Consider the following 16941-nt stretch of genomic DNA (forward strand, 5'->3'; position numbering starts at 1 on the left):
AGAAATCAGCATTAAATTATTTTTATTTTACGCTTGACTTTTGTTAGCAGGTTTTTATTGATTTTTATTTTAAAAGACGGATGAAGCCAGCCCGCAATTTTGAAATCGTCTTAATGTTAAATCCGAGGCGCAAAGCGTTGCGCTTTCCCGCGGTTTTGGATATACTAAGGCCAATATTTCAATACGACTAATAAAACGACCAAAAGATCCCAAAGGATCTAGAAAGAGAAGCACAAGCATGATGCACGCAGCAAACACAGAACCGGAGGCAGCCCAGATGAAGATTCGACGCTTTCGCACAGAGGACGAGCCCGCCATTTTATCGATTTTGAACCAGTCGATCGTCGAACGCAAGGTGACGGCGCAGCTGACGCCGGCCACGATGGAAGCGCGCCGCGGCTGGTTCGCGATGCACAGCGCGAGACGCTACCCGATTTTCGTCGCCGAAGAAGGCGGGGACGTCCTCGGTTGGATGGCGGTGACGCCCTACCGCGGCGGCCGCGAAGGCTTTTCTAAGACCTGCGAGCTCAGCTATTACCTCGACCGAAACTGCCGCCACCAGGGCATCGGCTCGAAGCTGATGGCCCACGCGCTAGACGAATGCCGCAAGCTGGGGTACCGCCACGTCCTGTTGATCATCTTCGAACACAATCAGCCCTCCCAGGGCCTCGCCCGCAAATTCGGGTTTACGGTCTGGGGGCGGTTCCCGAATATCGTCGATATCGACGACCAGATTCAGGACTGTCTGCAGATGGGCCGAGATCTGTAAAAAATGCAAAAAAGGCTTGATTTTTCGGGCCTGCGTTGCTATAATGAATTCCATAAAGGCTTTCCGCCTTTTTTTATTGTGGGCGAAAAGCTAAATCCTACGAAAAAACAAGAGTCAAACCATACATGGAGGTCATCTGATGAGAACCAAAGTTACATTAGCCTGTACAGAATGCAAGCAGCGCAATTACGATACGATGAAGAACAAAAAGAACAATCCGGACCGCATCGAATTGAAGAAATACTGCCCGTTCTGCAAGAAACACACGTTACACAAGGAAACACGCTAATTTCGCGTAACCGAGAGCACGCAGATTATGGCGAAAAAGAAAAAGAACAGACAGGAACGCCGGGCTGAAGAAGCCCGCCGGGCCGAACTGGCACAAAAGGCAGAAGCCAAAGCTGCAGAGAAAAAAGAAGCCAAGTTAGAAGCCGCCCGCGCCCGCGCGATGCAGCGCGAAACCGGGAAGAAGGTCGAAGGCGCTGAAACCGGCACCGAACCGGTAAAGGCGAAGGATCCGAAGTCGACACAATACGACGAAAAGGCCGTTGCGAAGGCTTCCAAAGAAAAACGCGCAGCGAAAAAGGCCGCTGCCAAAAAGGAAAAGAAGCAGAAGAAACCCGGTTTCTTCAGAAGAATCGGGATCTTTTTCGGCGAAGTCGGCGTCGAACTGCGCAAGGTCAACTGGCTGACCCGGGATGAACTGGCGCGTTCAAGCGGCGTGGTTTTCGGCATCGTCGCGGTTTTCACCCTGCTGACCTGGCTGGTCGACAGCGGATTCGGCGCACTGGCCGCATTTTTCCTGGGACGATAACCCAGAGGGAGGCAACAGATGGAATACGAAAACGCAGATCAGCCGCAGTGGTATGTTGCCCATACCTATTCGGGATACGAAAACAAGGTCAAGGACAGCATCGAAGCGACCGTTGAACACCGCAACATGCAGGACGTGATCTTCGAAGTCCAGGTGCCGGTGCAGGACGTCATCGAACAGAAGGACGGGAAGAAAGTCGTCAAGGAAAAAAAGCTTTTCCCAGGCTACGTGATCATCAAGATGTTCATGACCGACGAATCCTGGTACGTGGTGCGCAACACCCGTGGGGTGACCGGCTTTGTCGGCCCCGCGTCCAAGCCCGTGCCGCTGTCTGAAGAAGAACTGAGAAAGCTCGGCATCCGCCGCACCACCTACAAGGTCGATTTCGAAGTCGGCGACAAGGTGAAGGTGCTGTCCGGGCCGTTTGAAAACTGTGCCGGCGAGGTCACGGACATCAACGCCGAACAGGGCCGGCTCACGGCCACCCTGGAAATGTTCGGACGGGAAACCCCGACCGAGCTGGAATTCGACCAGGTCGAAAAACTCAACGCATAAATTTATGTCACGCTTTATTCGCTCTGGTTTTCAGGGCGTTTAAATATAAAATCACTTAAGGGAATCCATTCTTCAACCTTACACATTTTGACCGATCGCAAAGGATCGAGACTAAAGAGGAGGTGTCACTATGGCTAAAAAAGTAATCGGACTGATTAAACTTCAGATCCCGGCAGGCAAAGCGTCTCCAGCGCCGCCAGTTGGGCCGGCTTTAGGCCAGCACGGTGTCAATATTATGGGCTTCTGTAAAGAATTCAACGCGAAAACAGCGGATCAGGCAGGGATGATCATTCCTGTTGTCATCACCGTTTTCCAGGATCATTCTTTCACGTTCATTACCAAAACACCGCCAGCAGCCGTTTTGCTTAAGAAAGCGGCAGGCATCGACAAAGCATCCGGCGAACCGAACAAGAACAAGGTCGCTTCCGTGACCATGGATCAGGTTCGTGAAATCGCGCAGACGAAAATGCCAGACCTGAATGCTGCTGATTTAGACGCAGCGGCCAGCATGGTAGCCGGAACTGCACGTTCTATGGGCATCACTGTCGAAGAATAACGATAGATAAAATTAATTTATAAACATTATTTTTGAAGAAGAACCTTAAGTGGGAGGATTCAATCCGTTATGACCACAGGAGGAAAGATGAAAAAAGGTAAGAATTACCAGGATAAAGTGAAGACTTACGATAAGTCTGAACTCTTTGATCTGGATGCCGCTGTGGCTCAGGTCAAAAAAATGGCAACTGCCAAATTCGATGAAACCATCGAACTGCACGCACGCTTAGGCGTCGACTCCCGCCACGCTGACCAGCAGGTCCGCGGCTCTGTCGTTCTCCCGAACGGCACCGGGAACACCGTCCGCGTTCTGGTTATCGCCAAGGGCGACAAGCTGAAGGAAGCGGAAGAAGCCGGCGCAGATTTCTTCGGCGAAGACGAAATCATCGAAAAGATCCAGAAAGAAAACTGGTTCGATTTCGACGTTCTGATCGCAACCCCGGATATGATGGGCAAGGTCGGCCGCTTGGGCCGCATCCTCGGGCCGAAGGGCTTGATGCCAAACCCGAAATCCGGCACGGTTACGATGGACATCGCGAAGGCCGTCAAGGATACTAAAGCTGGTAAAGTGGAATACCGTCTGGACAAGGCGAACATCATCCACGTTATCATCGGCAAGGCTTCCTTCACCGAAGAACAGCTGACCCAGAACTTGACTGTGCTGCTCGACGCGCTGAAAAAGGCGAAACCGGCTGCAGCCAAAGGTCAGTACTTCAGAAGCGTCACCCTCGCTTCGACGATGGGCCCTGGCGTCAGAATCAACCCGGCAAGAATTTAACAAAAAGGGCTTGACACCCTAAAGGGTTTTTGATAATATATTCTAGTCTGAAATAGGCACAACAGAATATCATTCATCCATAGACAGCAGGGACTAAGGTTTAAAAAACCTGCCGAGGGTGTCGCAAGCACGAATACATGGGCTTTCTTCACCTGGGTGAAGGAAGCCTTTATTTTTGACAGCAAATGTCAGAAAGCCTTCTGCATCTGATTTTTGTAAAAATCTAAAAAAGGAGGAGAATATGCCCAATCTGGAAGCAAAAAAAGCGCTGGTCGCTGAAATTGCGGAAAAATTAAAAGCATCACAGGGTACGATCGTCGTCGACTACCGCGGCCTCAACGTCGAAGAAGTCACCGAACTGAGAGATAAAGCCCGTGAACAGGGAATCGAATACAAGGTTTACAAGAATTCGAGCCTGCGCTTTGCCGCAAAGGAAGCGGGACAGGAAGGCCTTTTGGAATCTCTGAAGGGACCGTCCGCTATCGCGTTTTGTGAAGCGGATCCAATCGCACCGGCTAAATTAATGGCGGATTTCGCGAAGGATCACGAAAACCTTGAAATCAAATCCGGCGTCGTCGACGGCAAAGTCGTCAGCGTCGATGAAATCCAGGCACTCGCAAAACTCCCGAGCCGCGAAGAACTCGTCGCGATGACATTGAGAGGTCTCAACGCACCGATCACTGGCTTCGTCAACGTCCTCAACGGCACCATCAAGGGATTGGTCGTCGCACTGTCTGCGATTGCCGACAAGAAAAAAGAAGAAGAAGCTGCCTAAGCGGTTTCTGCGGAACACAAAGAATTTTAATTTTAACAAATTAGGAGAAATAAAATGAGCGAAAAAGTAGAAAAGTTAATTGAAGACGTTAAAGGCTTAACTGTTCTCGAATTATCAGAATTAGTATCTGCACTGGAAGACGAATTCGGCGTAAGCGCTGCTGCACCTGTCGCTGTTGCTGCTGCACCTGGTGCTGCTGGTGGCGATGCTGCTGCTGAAAAGACTGAATTCGACGTCGTCCTGAAGGAAGTCGGCGATCAGAAGATCAAAGTCATCAAGGTTGTCCGCGAACTCACAGGCCTGGGCCTGAAGGACGCAAAGGCTCTCGTCGATGGCGCACCGAAGACTGTCAAGGAAGCGGTCGCAAAGGACGAAGCAGAAGAAATGAAAGCCAAGATCGAAGAAGTCGGCGCTACTGTCGAACTCAAATAATTCGATCTCGAATTTATTTTTCAAACACGGACCTGCCCTTACGGGTGGGTCTTTTTTTGTTTTTACGCCGCCTCGCCGTAAAATTACAGGCATTTTCTCTAAAAATGCTTTATAATATAATCAGTTACGTAAAATTACAAATCACAAGAGGAGGCCGACGATGGCAGACAGAGATAAAACGATCCGGGACCGCGATCAGATCGAACCGAAGCAGTGGGTGAAATGGGCGCAGACGCTCCAGGCCGAAGCCCAGAGCGGCCTGGCCTACGCGACCAATCCCTTTGATATCGAGCGCTACGAACGGCTCCGGGCGCTGTCGGTGGAGATCATGAACACCTATACCGAGGCGGGGATGGACAAGGTGCGCACGATGTTTGCAAGCGAAACCGGCTACCAGACGCCGAAAATCGACGTCCGCGGCGCCGTCGTGAAAAACGGCAAGATCCTGCTGGTCCAGGAAAAGCTCAACGAGGACCGCTGGTCGCTGCCCGGAGGCTGGGCCGACGTGGGCCTGTCCCTGAAGGAAAACATCGAAAAAGAGGTGCGGGAGGAAGCCGGCCTCGAGGTCAAGGCGACGCGCCTGGTCGCGATCTACAACTGGCTGAAAAGCTACGTCGACGCGCCCTTCTCGATGTACAAGATGGTCATGCTCTGCGAGCCGGAGGGGGCCGGCCATTTCGTCGACAACGCCGAGACGGAAAACGTCGCCTACTTCAGCCTAGGGGAGCTGCCGCCTTTGACCCGCAAGGTCAGCCGGGACCTGATCGTCCGCTGCCTTTCGGCGTCCAAGGACTGGGATTACGAGCCTTATATCGAATAGGCTTGATTCGCCCACAATCGGCCTGAATTGGCTTGACAAGTCAAATCGCTATCGTTTATAATGACTAGGCACTAGACGGGGAAGTAGCGGCTCCCTGTAACCTGCAATCCGCTATAGCAGGGTTGAATTCCCCAATGCGGGAGCCGTGCTCGATGCCGAGTCAGCGCGTAAGTGGTGTTGAAGGCTGGACTCTGCGCAATAAGACCCTGTGAACCCTGTCAGATCCGGAAGGAAGCAGCAGTAAGCAGGCAACCTTATGTGCCGCAGAACCATCTGGCCGGAGCTAACTGCCCGAAGGACGGTCGAAATCGGTTTTCAAAGCGGGGTGTGCTTTTTTTATGTGCAAAATCCGCGTGAAGATACAAAACGGGCCAGAAATGGCAAATTATTGTCAAGATATTTTCATCCTCTTCAAGACCTGTTATAATTTTAGTTGGATAAAACTGTGACAATCGTTATCATCATGGGGTCAAACCATGATGCTGTTTTCTTTAAATCGTAAAGGGGGTTCATATGAGCAAAATGAATACCGTCCGCGGATTCCAGGTGAAGCCGCAAATTTGGTACGGTATTGGATCACTTAAAAAACTCGCGGACTTTAATTTTACCAAAGTCTGCATCGTAACCGATGAAGGTATGGTCAAATTCGGTCTTTTGGATATGGTAACGGACGTGCTCGATGAAGCCGGCGTGACCTATCACATTTTCGACGACGTCAAGCCGAACCCGACGTCTGATATCGTCGAAAAGGGTGTGGCCCACATGCTGACCCAGCGGCCTCAGGCGCTGATTGCCTTGGGCGGCGGCTCGTCCATCGATACCGCGAAGGGCATCATCTACTACACCAACAATTTCAAGCAGATTTTCCTCGATCCGCAGCTGGTTCAGAATCCGCATTTCATCGCGATTCCGACGACCGCTGGAACGGGCTCTGAAGTCACGGATTACGCCGTCATCACCGACGTGGACACCGGCACGAAGATTCCTTTAAGCGAATCGATGATGATGCCGGATACGGCGATTCTCGATCCGAAACTGATCGAATCGGTGCCGGCTGGCGCGACCGCCGCGACGGGGATGGACGTGCTGACCCACGCCATCGAAGCCTACGTCTCCACGGGCAACAACCCGTTCTCGAGATGCTACGCGTCCAAGGCGACCGAGCTCGTGTTCAAGAGCCTGAAAGCCTGCTACGACGATGGCCACGACCTGGAAAGCAAGGCCAGCATGCAGATCGCGTCGACAATGGCCGGGATCGCGTTTAACAGCGCGGGCCTCGGCATGGCCCACGCCATCGCCCACACCATCGGCGCCCAGTACCATCTGCCTCACGGCTTGGCCTGTGCCATCGCGCTGCCCTACGTCATTGCCTACAACGGGATCGACGAACGCGCCGAATACCTGTACGGCCGCCTGCTCCACGCTCTGGGCATCCACAAGGACGAAGGGCGCACGGCATCCGCGACCTTTGTCAGAATGATCGTCAAGCTGATGAAGTCGATGAATCTGCCGATCTGCCTCGACGAAAGCCGCTCGGATACGTCGGATTACGACGAAGTCCGCAGCACGCTGATCAAAAAGGCGATGGCCGACGCGACGCTGAAGACCAACCCGGTTCAGCCGAGCGAAGAAGACATGGGCAAGATCCTCGATCTGGTCTGCCACGGCGTCTTCTAAACTTAAAGTTAAAACACATTATCCTTTTATTGGGGTCCGCCCTGATAAAAGGATTTTTTTATGTTAAAATATTTTCTCAAGCAATGATTTTGTAGAGTGAGAAAGGAGGCCGCGGCATGCGTCGAATCGAAGAGGTGGACCGGTTTTTGAAACACGGCGGGATTGCGAAGCCCCTGGCCCTCGGAGACCAGCAGCTTGAGGCCGTCGCCCGCACCGAGGGGCAGACGCTCCTCCTCGCGGTGCCGGGCAGCGGCAAGACCACGGTGGTCATCTGCCGGCTGGCCTACATGATCGGGGCCCTCGGGGTGAACCCGGGGGACATCCTGACCCTGACCTTCTCCCGGGCCGGGGCCGCCGATTTGGCCGAGCGCTACCGGGAGCTCTGCGGCGCCCATTTGGCCCGGCCGCGGTTTTCGACGATTCACAGCTTTGCGCTGTCGGTGATCCGCGCCTACGAGCGCATCTACAACAAGAAGGCCTTCGACGTCCTCGAGGACGGCACCCAGGTCGTCCGGGAGATTTATCGCGGGATTTACCACTCGTGGCCGACGGACAGCGACATGGCGGACATTCAGTCGGCGCTGTCGCTGATTCAGAACAAGATGCTGACCCGGGCCCAGATCGCCGAGGTCAAGGTCGGGGATATGCCGATCGAGAAGCTCTTCGGCGCTTACAGCCGCTACAAGCGCCGCCACCACCTGATGGATTTCGACGACATGCTGGTCTACGCCTACAGGCTCCTCAAGAAGCACAAGCGGCTCCTGAACTATTTTAAAGAACAGTACCATTACCTCAACGTCGACGAGGCCCAGGACACCTCGACGCTGCAGTTTGCGATCATCGGCCTGCTCGCCGGGCGGGACGGCAACCTGCTGGTCGTCGGGGACGAGGACCAGAGCATCTACGGCTTCCGGGGCGCGAGCCCGAAGGAGCTCCTCCAGTTTCAGAAGCGCTACCCGAAGGGGCAGGTGCTTTTGATGGAGACGAACCGGCGCTCGACGGCGGATCTAGTGGCCGCGGCGGACCAGTTTATCCGGCTGAACAAGGAGCGTTACCCGAAGCATATGGTCACCGCCAACCCCAAGGGCCTGCGCCCGGTGCGCCGGGTGGTGGCGTCGGTGGAGGCCCAGTACGACTACCTGGGGACGGCGGTGCGCCAGGAGGGCAAGCGCACGGCCATTCTCTACCGCAACAACGATTCGGCGATCCCGCTGATCGACCGCTTCGAGCGGGAGCACCTGCGCTACCGCCTGAAGGAGCACAGCCCGCTGTTTTTCTCCCATTTTGTCGTCCGGGACATTGCCGACTTCTTCGCCTTCGCCCAGGACATGACGGATTACGAGACCTTCACCCGCATTTACTACAAGATGGACTGCGCGATCTCGAAAAAGCAGATGCAGCTGGTGGGGCGCAAATCGCCGGAGACCTCGGTGTTCGACGCGCTGTTTAATCTGCCGGACGTGCCGGACTGGATGGCCGACAAATGGGCCGACGAGGAGGCGGGCTTCAAAAAGCTTGCCACAATGGCGCCAGGCCCCGGCGTGCACTACATCGTCGACGAGCTGGGTTACCGGGAGCATCTGGCCTTTCGGGTACAGAACGGCTGCCGGGAGGAAACCCTGGTTCAGAAGCTCAACATCCTGCAGATCCTCGCGGGCCGGGAGCCGACCCAGGACGCCTTCTTCGACCGGCTGACGGATTTGAAGTCATTAATCGCCCACCACGAGGTGGACACCACCGGCGCGGTGACCCTGTCGACGATCCACTCCAGCAAGGGGCTGGAATTCGACAAGGTCTACATCATCGACGCGGTGGAGGGGGAATTCCCGTCCCAGGCGGCCCTGGAGGACTCCGCCGAAGGCCGGGCCCTGTACAACGAGGAGGTGCGCCTGTTTTACGTCGGGGTGACCCGGGCGCGCACCGAGGTGGAGCTGGTCAGCGTCCGCGGGCGGAAGGAATCTCGGTTCGTGGCGGCCTATCTGGGTGAGAAGAAAAAGAAAAAGCGCAAACCCGCCCATAAAAAAACGCCCCTCGGGGCGGTGAAGGCGGCGATGGACCGGCGTCGGGAGCTGGAGCGCCTGCGCGGCGCCAGCGCCGAAAAGGCCAAGCGCTGGCACACCGGCGACAGCTTGATCCACAAGAAATTTGGGTCGGGCAAAATCTTAAAAATCGACGGCGTGACGGCGGCGGTCCTCTTCGCCGGGGAGCGGGACCCGCGGCAGATCGATTTAGCGGTCTGCGAGGGCCGGCATTTAATCCGGCGCGTGTAGCGCGTTTTTGAGAACCTGAATCATGATCAGGGCGCAGCCGACGACGACGAAGCAGTCGGCGACGTTGAAAATCGCGAAGCCGATGAGTCTGAAATCGAAGAAATCGACGACGTAGCCGAGACGGATGCGGTCGATCAAATTGCCGACAGCGCCGCCGATGACCAGCGCGAAGGCGGTGTTCATCGTCAGGTAGGCCTTGGTTTTGGGCAGGCTCACCAGCAGCCAGATCAGCACCGCGATCAGCGCCGAGGTGAGGACGATCAGGAAGATCGACTTGCCGGCGAAAATGCTGAAGGCGGCGCCGGTGTTTTCGATGTAGGTCAGGTGAAAGACCCGCGGGATGATGGGCACCGTCGTCACCGGAGCGAGAAAACGCACCGCCAGGGCCTTGACGATTTGGTCGCAGGCGACACAGACGGCGATGACTATCGCGTAAAAGATCATAGGAACCCTCCTGTGAGATAATTTAAAAATTGACACATCCAGTATATCATGAACCGGGCAAATCGCCCGGGTTTTATTGAAATGGTCTGGATAAAATGATACACTAGCAACAGTCAAAAAACCAATACTTTTTAGAAGGAATGAAATAGCATTATGGAAAAAATATCATCAAGCCCGGTCCGCGGCACCCGCGACATTCTCCCCGAAGAAATGCGCGTCCGCGACGAGCTGGAACACACCATTGCGGGGATTTATCGGGCCCACGGCTTTTCGCGCATCGAAACGCCGGCCCTGGAAAACATCGATCTGCTGCTGGGCTCTGACGGCGGCGACAACCTGAAGATGCTCTTCACCGTGCTCAAGCGCGGCAACAAGTTCAAGCCGACGGCGGACTCGACCCCCCACGACCTCTGCGACCAGGGGCTGCGCTACGATTTGACGCTGCCGCTGTCCCGGTTTTACGCCCACAACGCCGACCAGCTGGAATCGCCCTTCAAGGCGATCCAGATCGGCAACGTCTTCCGCGCGGAACGCCCCCAGAAGGGCCGTTTCCGTTCGTTTAAGCAATGCGACATCGACATCATCGGCGACCCGAACGTGACGGCGGAGATCGAGCTGATCAACACGACGGCGACGGCGCTGATGGCCACCGGCTTTGAGGATTTCACGATCAAGGTCAACGACAGACGGCTCTTGACCCAGTTTATCCTGCAGGCGGGCTTTAAGGCCGAAGACGTCGGCTCGGTGTGCATCTCCCTCGACAAAGTGGACAAGATCGGCACCGACGGCATCAAGAAAGAGCTCGTCGAAAAGGGCTACGATCAGGATATGATCGACCGCTTCGTCGACGCGGTGGACGACGTGAATCTCGACAACGTCGGCGACAAAGTGGACGCGCCGGAAGCGGTGGCGGATCTGAAACGGGTCATCGACACGATCACGCGCCTTGCCAAGGACCGCTACAAGATCGAATTCGACTTCAACCTGATCCGCGGCATGGGCTATTACACCGGCGAGGTCTTTGAAGTGCGCTGGGGCGACGTGGGCTACTCCATCGCCGGGGGCGGCCGCTACGACAACATGATCGGCAAGTACATGAAGCAGTCGGTGCCGGCGGTGGGCTTCTCCATCGGCTTCGAACGCATCGTGGGGCTCTTGATGGAACGGGGCATCCACAAGCAGGGCGGAGCCAAGCGCGTCGCGCTGTTCCACCAGAAGAACGCCGACATGGTCGACGTCATCGCCAAGGCCGACAGCTTAAGAGAAGCGGGCTGCGACGTCAACCTGATCGTCGAAAAGAAGAAGGTCGGCAAGCAGATTAACCACTGCGAAGAACAGGGCTACGCCGGGTTCATGGTCTACGGCCGGGACACGGACGTCCGCTTCTTCGAAGACAAGTAAGATGGTCGAGCTGATCGCGACGACGGCCTTCGGCTTAGAGAGCGTCGTCAAGCAGGAAGTGAAGGATTTAGGCTATCGGATCACCGAGGTGGAGGACGGCCGAGTCCATTTTGAAGGGGATGCCGGGGCCATCGCCCGGGCCAACCTCTGGCTGCGCTGCGCCGACCGGGTGCTCCTCACCGTCGGGACGTTCAAGGCCGTCACCTTTGACGAGCTGTTTGAGAAGACCCGGGCCCTGCCCTGGGAGGACTACATCCCGAAGGACGGGGCCTTCCCGGCGGCGAAGATTTCGTCGGTGAAGTCCCAGCTGTTCAGCAAATCCGACGGGCAGCGCATCGTCAAAAAGGCGGTGGCGGTGCGCCTGGGTCAGGCTTACGGCCTCGAAAAGCTGCCGGAAACCGGGGACGCCTACCCGATTTTCATCAAGCTCCTCAAAGACAAAGTGACGTTAGCCATCAACACCAGCGGCGAGGGCCTGAACAAGCGGGGCTACCGCGCCCACGGCAACGGCGCGCCGCTGAAAGAGACGATGGCGGCGGCCCTGGTGAAGCTCTCGAGGTGGCGGCCGGACCGCTTCTTTTTGGATCCGCTCTGCGGCTTGGGGACGATCGTGATCGAGGCGGCGATGATCGGCCGCCGGCAGGCGCCGGGGATGCACCGTCATTTCGATTCGGAGGCCTGGCCCATCGTCGGCCAAGCCGCCTGGGATCAGGCGCGGGAAGAGGCCGAGGACGCCCTTGCGCACAGCCCGTCCTTCAGAGTCCTGGGCAGCGACATCGACCCGGCAGCCCTGAAGCAGGCCCGGATCAACGCCAGGTTCGCCGGGGTGACGGACTTCACGGCCTTCCAGAGGCTGCCGGTGCAGCAGGTGCGCACCCACCGGCGCTACGGCGTCATCGTGACCAACCCGCCCTACGGCGTGCGCCTGTCGGACAAGGCCGACGTCGCCAAGCTGACCCGCGAGATGGGCCAGGTGTTCCGGGCGATGCCCGACTGGTCCTACTTCATCCTAAGCGGCTACGAGGATTTCGAGCGGGATTTCGGCCAGAAGGCGACGAAGAACCGCAAGCTCTACAACAGCATGATCAAGACGTATTTCTATCAGTATTACGGGCCCCTGCCCCCGAGAAAGGGACGCCGGGCGGCGGTGGCCGGAGAAAGGGAAACAACCAATGAAAAATAACAGAGGCCCGCAAAAGAGCCGCAGAACCCGATCGCGGGGCGAAAGCCCCCAGCCGGAAACCTCGGGCTTTGTGATCGTCGGGAAGAACCCGGTGCGCGAGGCCCTCAGGGAGGACCGGCAGATCGACCGCCTGTACGTGATGAAGGACAACCGGGACCACGTCCTCGGGGACATTGTGGCCCAGGCGAAGAAGCGCGGCGTCATCGTCCACTCGGTGGAAAAGCAGAAGCTGAACCAGATCGCCCGGGACGCGGGCTTTGACAATACCAACCACCAGGGGATCGCCGCGATGATGGCGCCCTTTGATTTTATGACACTGGATGAGGTGATTCATCCTGAGGAAGACCAGCTGATCGTGATCCTCGACCACATCCTCGACCCCCACAATTTCGGGGCGATTGTCCGCTCGGCCAATTTGTGCGGGGTGTCGGCGGTGATCTTTCCGGACAGACGCTCGGCGTCGGTGACGGCGGTGTCGATGAAGGCGTCGGCCGGAGCGATGAACGCGACGGCGATGGTGAAGGTGGCCAACCTCTCCCAGGCCATCGAGACCCTGAAGGACGCCGGGTTCTGGATCGCGGCCGCCGATATGGACGGTGAACCTTACTACAATTTGGACTGGACCGGCAAGATGGCCATCGTCATCGGAAACGAGGGCGCCGGGGTCAGCCCCAACGTCAGGAAGCACTGCGACCTGATCGCGTCGATCCCTAATTACGGGACCATCGACTCCTTCAACGCCTCGGTCGCGGCGGGGGTGCTGCTCTGCGAGGCGGCCCGTCAGCGCCATGCCGGCTGATAAGCCGACGCTGATCGTCGACGGCTACAACGTGATCCACGAGCGGGCCCACGCGGCCAACCGCCCGGTGGGCGATCTCGAGAGCGAGCGGGCGCGGCTGATCGATGAGCTGGCGGATTACAGCGGCTACCGCGGGGTGAACACGGTGGTGGTGTTCGACGCCTACAACCGCAAGGATTTCGAGGAGCGCGAGGTGACGGTCAGCGGGATCCGCGTGGTGTTCACGAAGTTCGGCGAGACGGCGGACACCTACATCGAGGCGCTGGTCTACGCCCTGTTGGGCAGCCACCGGGAGGCGCGCCGGGCCAATCGGCAGCGGCGGGTCGAGGTGGTCTCGTCGGACAGCGCGGTGCAGCAGCTGATCCTCGGGGGCGGCGCGACGCGGATGTCCTCCCGGGAGCTGCTGCTGGACTTCAAGGCGGTGAAGAAGCGGGCGGCCAAGGCGAAGCTCCACAAGACCCAGGCGGCCCCGGCCCACAACCGGCTGTCGGAGACGATGAACGCCGACGTGGCGGAGATCCTCGACGGGATGCGCAAGTCGGACGTGGACGAATAATATACTTGAGCTCTGAAGGGTTTCGGAGCTCTTTTTTTCGTGAAATTTTGGCATATTTCCGGGGATGAAAATGTTTTCTTGTTCTAAATGTGAAATTATGTAAAAGTGAGAAATAATTTTAAAGGGGCGTAGACAAGGGCATTTGACCGGTGTATAATACATGTAAAAGTTGACAGGGTTCTAATTGCTGAAATAATGTAAAAGAACCGAAAAATGATTTGAATAAGGAGAATTTTATGGAAGATCTGAAAGCCATTGCTAAGGAAATCCGCCGTGATATCGTCAAAAGCATTGGGAAAGCGGCTTCTGGCCACCCAGGCGGCTCGCTGTCCGCAGTCGAAATGTTGACCCTCTTGTATTTTGAAAAGATGAATGTGGATCCGAAGAATCCGACCAAGGCAGACCGCGACCGCTTCGTCCTGTCCAAGGGGCACGCAGCACCGGCGCTTTACGCGACGCTGGCGAACCGCGGCTTTTTCCCGAAGGAAGAACTCGACCATCTGCGTCAGGTCGGCGCGATGCTCCAGGGGCATCCTTCGATGCACACCCCGGGCGTCGATATGGCGACCGGTTCCCTCGGCCAAGGATTTTCCACGGCAGTGGGTATGGCCCTCGGCGCGAAGCATCAGGGCGCGCCGTACCACGTGTACACGATCCTCGGGGACGGCGAAATCGAAGAAGGCATCGTCTGGGAAGCGGCGATGGCGGCTTCCAATTACGGTCTGTCGAATCTGACGGCCTTCGTCGACAACAACAACCTGCAGATCGACGGCCAGATTTCGGACGTCATGAATCCGTACCCGATTGACGAAAAATTCGCGGCCTTCGGCTGGAACGTGATTGACGTCGCCGACGGCAACGATTTCGATCAGCTGCGCGACGCGCTGGCTCAGGCCGAAGCCTGCACCGACAAGCCGTCGGTCCTCGTCTGCAAGACGGTCAAGGGCAAAGGCGTTTCCTTCATGGAAAACGAAGTGGGCTGGCACGGCAAGGGACCGAATCCGGAACAGGTCGAACAGGCCCTGAAGGATTTGGCATAATCGGGTTCCAACTGAGGAGTATATAGAATGGAAAAAATCGCCACTAGAGAAGCTTACGGTAAATATCTTGTCGAACTGGGCAAGCAAAATCCGAAAATCGTCGTGTTTGACGGGGACTTATCCGGCGCGACGAAGACGTCTTATTTCAGAGAAGCTTTCCCGGACCGCCATTTCAACGCCGGGATCGCCGAAGCGGATTTGATGGGCATGGCCGCCGGGATTTCCACGACGGGCCTGATCCCCTTCGCGTCGACCTTCGCCATTTTCGGGGCGGGGCGCGCCTTTGAAATTATCCGCAACAGCATCTGCTATTCCAAATTGAACGTGAATATCTGCTGCACCCACGCGGGGCTGTCCGTCGGGGAAGACGGCGGCTCTCACCAGTCGATCGAAGACATCGCGCTGATGCGCGTGCTGCCGAACATGCACGTGTTCGTCCCGGCCGACGCTGTGGAAACCCGCCGCATGCTCGACGCGGCGCTGACCATCGACGGGCCGGTTTACATCCGCCTGTGCCGTCTGGCGACCAACGTCATCCTGCCTGAAGATTACGAATTCGTCCCGGGCAAGGCGGTGGAACTGAAGTCGGGAAGCGACGTGACGATCATGGCCATCGGCCTGATGGTCGAACGGGCGCTGGAAGCGGCGGAAGCCCTGAAGGCGGAAGGCATCGACGCCCGCGTGCTGAACATGGGCTCGATTAAGCCGATCGACAAGGCGGCCATCGAAGCGGCGGCCAAGGAAACCGGCGCGATTGTCACCGCGGAAGAACACTCGATCATCGGCGGCCTGGCTGGCGCGGTCTGCGAAACCCTCGCGGAAACGACCCCGTGCCCGGTGGAAAAGGTCGGCGTGAACGACGTCTTCGGCCAGTCCGGCAAGGCGCCGGAAGTTCTCGAAGCCTACGGCCTGACGGCAGAACACATCGTCAAAGCCGCCAAGGACGCCATCGCCCGCAAATAGTTAAACCCCCGGCGGCTGCCCGTGGGGGCGGCTGCCCGTTTTCAATTTAAAGAGGAGTGTAAACATATGAAATTTTTTCTCGACACCGCTAATGTAGATGACATCCGCCGCGCCAACGATATGGGCGTGATCCAGGGCGTCACGACCAACCCGTCGCTGATTGCGAAGGAAGGCCGCGACTTCAACGAAGTCATCAAGGAAATCACGTCGATCGTCGACGGGCCGATTTCCGGCGAAGTCAAGGCGACGACGACAGACGCCGAAGGCATGATCGCCGAAGGGCGCGAAATCGCCAAAATCCACCCGAATATGGTCGTCAAGATCCCGATGACCGAAGAAGGCCTGAAGGCGACGAAGGTGCTCTCTTCTGAAGGCATCAAGTGCAACGTGACCCTGATCTTCTCACCGGCTCAGGCGATCCTCGCGGCGCTGGCCGGCGCGGCTTACGTCTCACCGTTCCTCGGCCGCCTCGACGACATCGCAACTCCTGGAATCGAATTGGTCCAGACCATCGCCGAAGTCTTCGAAGTTCAGGGCATCGAAACGGAAATCATCGCGGCGTCGATCCGCAACCCGATCCACGTGGTCGACTGCGCGGCTGCCGGCGCGGACATCTGCACGATCCCGATGAAGGTTGTCGAACAGATGACCCATCATCCGCTGACCGATATCGGCATCAAGAATTTCCAGCGGGATTATATCGCGGTTTTCGGCGATAAGTAAGGCATAGCCTTTTGATCTTGCTTCAGCATTCGGGCCGGCCAGCCGCCGGCTCGATTTTTTTAAAAATTTCCCTTGACTTTACAGAAGATATTCGGTAAGATATAGAAGTTCTCAAGTGATGGGGAAATGCCCGAGTGGCTAAAGGGGGCGGACTGTAAATCCGTTGACTTAGTCTACGATGGTTCGAATCCATCTTTCCCCACCATCTGCTATTGTAGCTCAGTAGGTAGAGCACCACCTCGGTAAGGTGGGGGTCACCGGTTCAAATCCGGTCAATAGCTCCATTTGAAAACGCGCCCGGATGGCTTAAATCCGGGCTTTTTTATTGATTTTTCGCAGGTTGAAATTCTAGGCGCTAAAAATATAAAAACCGGAGATTTCATGCTT

Annotated in this window: 19 protein-coding genes, 2 tRNA genes, 1 other RNA gene and 1 other annotated feature; of the genes, 21 read left to right on the forward strand and 1 reads right to left on the reverse strand. The window is 56.7% G+C overall.

The genetic code is table 11. From position 1 onward, the window contains the following. Positions 1-238 precede the first annotated feature (238 nt). From QZX60_RS08270 to QZX60_RS08325, 12 genes are all read left to right on the forward strand, one after another. On the forward strand, positions 239-769 hold the full coding sequence (locus QZX60_RS08270) for a GNAT family N-acetyltransferase (protein ID WP_295363597.1): 531 nt from the start codon (positions 239-241) through the stop codon (positions 767-769). 139 nt (positions 770-908) lie between these two features. After that, complete coding sequence (gene rpmG / locus QZX60_RS08275) at positions 909-1058, forward strand: 50S ribosomal protein L33 (protein ID WP_154575219.1); 150 nt, start codon at positions 909-911, stop codon at positions 1056-1058. Between the two features lie 27 nt (positions 1059-1085). After that, complete coding sequence (gene secE, locus QZX60_RS08280; RefSeq protein ID WP_295363602.1) at positions 1086-1583, forward strand: preprotein translocase subunit SecE; 498 nt, start codon at positions 1086-1088, stop codon at positions 1581-1583. An 18-nt stretch (positions 1584-1601) separates the two neighbouring features. Further along, positions 1602-2138 carry a transcription termination/antitermination protein NusG gene (gene nusG, locus QZX60_RS08285; RefSeq protein ID WP_295363605.1) on the forward strand — a complete coding sequence of 179 codons (537 nt, stop codon included), beginning with the start codon at positions 1602-1604 and terminating at the stop codon, positions 2136-2138. A 130-nt stretch (positions 2139-2268) separates the two neighbouring features. Continuing rightward, on the forward strand, positions 2269-2694 hold the full coding sequence (rplK, locus tag QZX60_RS08290) for a 50S ribosomal protein L11 (protein ID WP_154575221.1): 426 nt from the start codon (positions 2269-2271) through the stop codon (positions 2692-2694). 87 nt (positions 2695-2781) lie between these two features. Then, entirely contained in the window at positions 2782-3471 is a 690-nt protein-coding gene (rplA, locus tag QZX60_RS08295) for a 50S ribosomal protein L1 (protein WP_295363609.1), read from the forward strand. Between the two features lie 59 nt (positions 3472-3530). Beyond that, positions 3531-3654 (forward strand) — a sequence feature (ribosomal protein L10 leader region). A 58-nt stretch (positions 3655-3712) separates the two neighbouring features. Then, positions 3713-4246, forward strand: coding sequence for a 50S ribosomal protein L10 (gene rplJ / locus QZX60_RS08300; RefSeq protein WP_295363612.1), 534 nt, complete (start codon positions 3713-3715; stop codon positions 4244-4246). A 54-nt stretch (positions 4247-4300) separates the two neighbouring features. After that, positions 4301-4678, forward strand: a complete 378-nt coding sequence (gene rplL / locus QZX60_RS08305; RefSeq protein WP_295363615.1) for a 50S ribosomal protein L7/L12 — start codon at positions 4301-4303, stop codon at positions 4676-4678. A 160-nt stretch (positions 4679-4838) separates the two neighbouring features. Then, positions 4839-5498, forward strand: a complete 660-nt coding sequence (locus tag QZX60_RS08310; RefSeq protein WP_295363618.1) for an NUDIX hydrolase N-terminal domain-containing protein — start codon at positions 4839-4841, stop codon at positions 5496-5498. Positions 5499-5564: 66 nt separating this feature from the next. After that, positions 5565-5831: signal recognition particle sRNA large type (gene ffs / locus QZX60_RS08315), an RNA gene on the forward strand. 180 nt (positions 5832-6011) lie between these two features. Beyond that, positions 6012-7175: a 1-propanol dehydrogenase PduQ gene (locus QZX60_RS08320; protein WP_295363621.1), complete on the forward strand. Its 1164-nt coding sequence runs from the start codon at positions 6012-6014 to the stop codon at positions 7173-7175. Positions 7176-7291: 116 nt separating this feature from the next. Continuing rightward, positions 7292-9445 carry an ATP-dependent helicase gene (locus tag QZX60_RS08325; RefSeq protein WP_295363623.1) on the forward strand — a complete coding sequence of 718 codons (2154 nt, stop codon included), beginning with the start codon at positions 7292-7294 and terminating at the stop codon, positions 9443-9445. Here QZX60_RS08325 and lspA read toward each other — a convergent pair. Then, positions 9428-9889, reverse strand: a complete 462-nt coding sequence (gene lspA / locus QZX60_RS08330) for a signal peptidase II (RefSeq protein ID WP_295363626.1) — start codon at positions 9887-9889, stop codon at positions 9428-9430. The two genes, QZX60_RS08325 and lspA, sit on opposite strands and share 18 nt — an antisense overlap. A 153-nt stretch (positions 9890-10042) precedes the next feature. On the opposite strand from lspA, the gene hisS reads away from it, so the two are divergent. The 9 genes from hisS to QZX60_RS08375 all read left to right on the forward strand — a co-directional run bounded on the left by hisS (position 10043) and on the right by QZX60_RS08375 (position 16838). After that, positions 10043-11290, forward strand: a complete 1248-nt coding sequence (hisS, locus tag QZX60_RS08335; protein ID WP_295363629.1) for a histidine--tRNA ligase — start codon at positions 10043-10045, stop codon at positions 11288-11290. 1 nt (position 11291) lies between these two features. Beyond that, the gene (locus QZX60_RS08340; RefSeq protein ID WP_295363631.1) at positions 11292-12473 is read left to right on the forward strand and encodes a class I SAM-dependent RNA methyltransferase; all 1182 of its coding nucleotides are present in this window, start codon (positions 11292-11294) and stop codon (positions 12471-12473) included. After that, positions 12463-13272 carry a 23S rRNA (guanosine(2251)-2'-O)-methyltransferase RlmB gene (gene rlmB / locus QZX60_RS08345; RefSeq protein ID WP_295363633.1) on the forward strand — a complete coding sequence of 270 codons (810 nt, stop codon included), beginning with the start codon at positions 12463-12465 and terminating at the stop codon, positions 13270-13272. Before QZX60_RS08340 ends, rlmB begins: the two co-directional genes overlap by 11 nt. Beyond that, positions 13262-13828, forward strand: coding sequence for an NYN domain-containing protein (locus tag QZX60_RS08350; protein ID WP_295363636.1), 567 nt, complete (start codon positions 13262-13264; stop codon positions 13826-13828). The genes rlmB and QZX60_RS08350 overlap by 11 nt, the downstream gene beginning before the upstream one ends. 236 nt (positions 13829-14064) lie before the next feature. Continuing rightward, positions 14065-14868 (forward strand): transketolase, encoded by an 804-nt coding sequence (locus tag QZX60_RS08355; RefSeq protein WP_363174795.1) that lies wholly within the window; start codon positions 14065-14067, stop codon positions 14866-14868. Positions 14869-14895: 27 nt separating this feature from the next. Next, positions 14896-15831: a transketolase family protein gene (locus QZX60_RS08360; RefSeq protein ID WP_295363640.1), complete on the forward strand. Its 936-nt coding sequence runs from the start codon at positions 14896-14898 to the stop codon at positions 15829-15831. Positions 15832-15897: 66 nt separating this feature from the next. After that, entirely contained in the window at positions 15898-16554 is a 657-nt protein-coding gene (gene fsa, locus QZX60_RS08365; RefSeq protein ID WP_295363643.1) for a fructose-6-phosphate aldolase, read from the forward strand. A 120-nt stretch (positions 16555-16674) separates the two neighbouring features. Further along, positions 16675-16759: transfer RNA gene (locus QZX60_RS08370), tRNA-Tyr, on the forward strand. Between the two features lie 3 nt (positions 16760-16762). Further along, positions 16763-16838: transfer RNA gene (locus QZX60_RS08375), tRNA-Thr, on the forward strand. Positions 16839-16941 lie beyond the last annotated feature (103 nt).

Origin of the sequence: uncultured Pseudoramibacter sp. (genome assembly GCF_903789625.1) — a bacterium.
Taxonomy (GTDB): Bacteria; Bacillota; Clostridia; order Eubacteriales; family Eubacteriaceae; genus Pseudoramibacter; species Pseudoramibacter fermentans.

Coding starts and splice junctions, on each gene's coding strand:
- QZX60_RS08270 (WP_295363597.1), top strand. CDS start 239: ATGATGCACGCAGCAAACACAGAACCGGAGGCAGCCCAGATGAAGATT.
- rpmG (WP_154575219.1), top strand. CDS start 909: ATGAGAACCAAAGTTACATTAGCCTGTACAGAATGCAAGCAGCGCAAT.
- secE (WP_295363602.1), top strand. CDS start 1,086: ATGGCGAAAAAGAAAAAGAACAGACAGGAACGCCGGGCTGAAGAAGCC.
- nusG (WP_295363605.1), top strand. CDS start 1,602: ATGGAATACGAAAACGCAGATCAGCCGCAGTGGTATGTTGCCCATACC.
- rplK (WP_154575221.1), top strand. CDS start 2,269: ATGGCTAAAAAAGTAATCGGACTGATTAAACTTCAGATCCCGGCAGGC.
- rplA (WP_295363609.1), top strand. CDS start 2,782: ATGAAAAAAGGTAAGAATTACCAGGATAAAGTGAAGACTTACGATAAG.
- rplJ (WP_295363612.1), top strand. CDS start 3,713: ATGCCCAATCTGGAAGCAAAAAAAGCGCTGGTCGCTGAAATTGCGGAA.
- rplL (WP_295363615.1), top strand. CDS start 4,301: ATGAGCGAAAAAGTAGAAAAGTTAATTGAAGACGTTAAAGGCTTAACT.
- QZX60_RS08310 (WP_295363618.1), top strand. CDS start 4,839: ATGGCAGACAGAGATAAAACGATCCGGGACCGCGATCAGATCGAACCG.
- QZX60_RS08320 (WP_295363621.1), top strand. CDS start 6,012: ATGAGCAAAATGAATACCGTCCGCGGATTCCAGGTGAAGCCGCAAATT.
- QZX60_RS08325 (WP_295363623.1), top strand. CDS start 7,292: ATGCGTCGAATCGAAGAGGTGGACCGGTTTTTGAAACACGGCGGGATT.
- lspA (WP_295363626.1), bottom strand. CDS start 9,889: ATGATCTTTTACGCGATAGTCATCGCCGTCTGTGTCGCCTGCGACCAA.
- hisS (WP_295363629.1), top strand. CDS start 10,043: ATGGAAAAAATATCATCAAGCCCGGTCCGCGGCACCCGCGACATTCTC.
- QZX60_RS08340 (WP_295363631.1), top strand. CDS start 11,292: ATGGTCGAGCTGATCGCGACGACGGCCTTCGGCTTAGAGAGCGTCGTC.
- rlmB (WP_295363633.1), top strand. CDS start 12,463: ATGAAAAATAACAGAGGCCCGCAAAAGAGCCGCAGAACCCGATCGCGG.
- QZX60_RS08350 (WP_295363636.1), top strand. CDS start 13,262: ATGCCGGCTGATAAGCCGACGCTGATCGTCGACGGCTACAACGTGATC.
- QZX60_RS08355 (WP_363174795.1), top strand. CDS start 14,065: ATGGAAGATCTGAAAGCCATTGCTAAGGAAATCCGCCGTGATATCGTC.
- QZX60_RS08360 (WP_295363640.1), top strand. CDS start 14,896: ATGGAAAAAATCGCCACTAGAGAAGCTTACGGTAAATATCTTGTCGAA.
- fsa (WP_295363643.1), top strand. CDS start 15,898: ATGAAATTTTTTCTCGACACCGCTAATGTAGATGACATCCGCCGCGCC.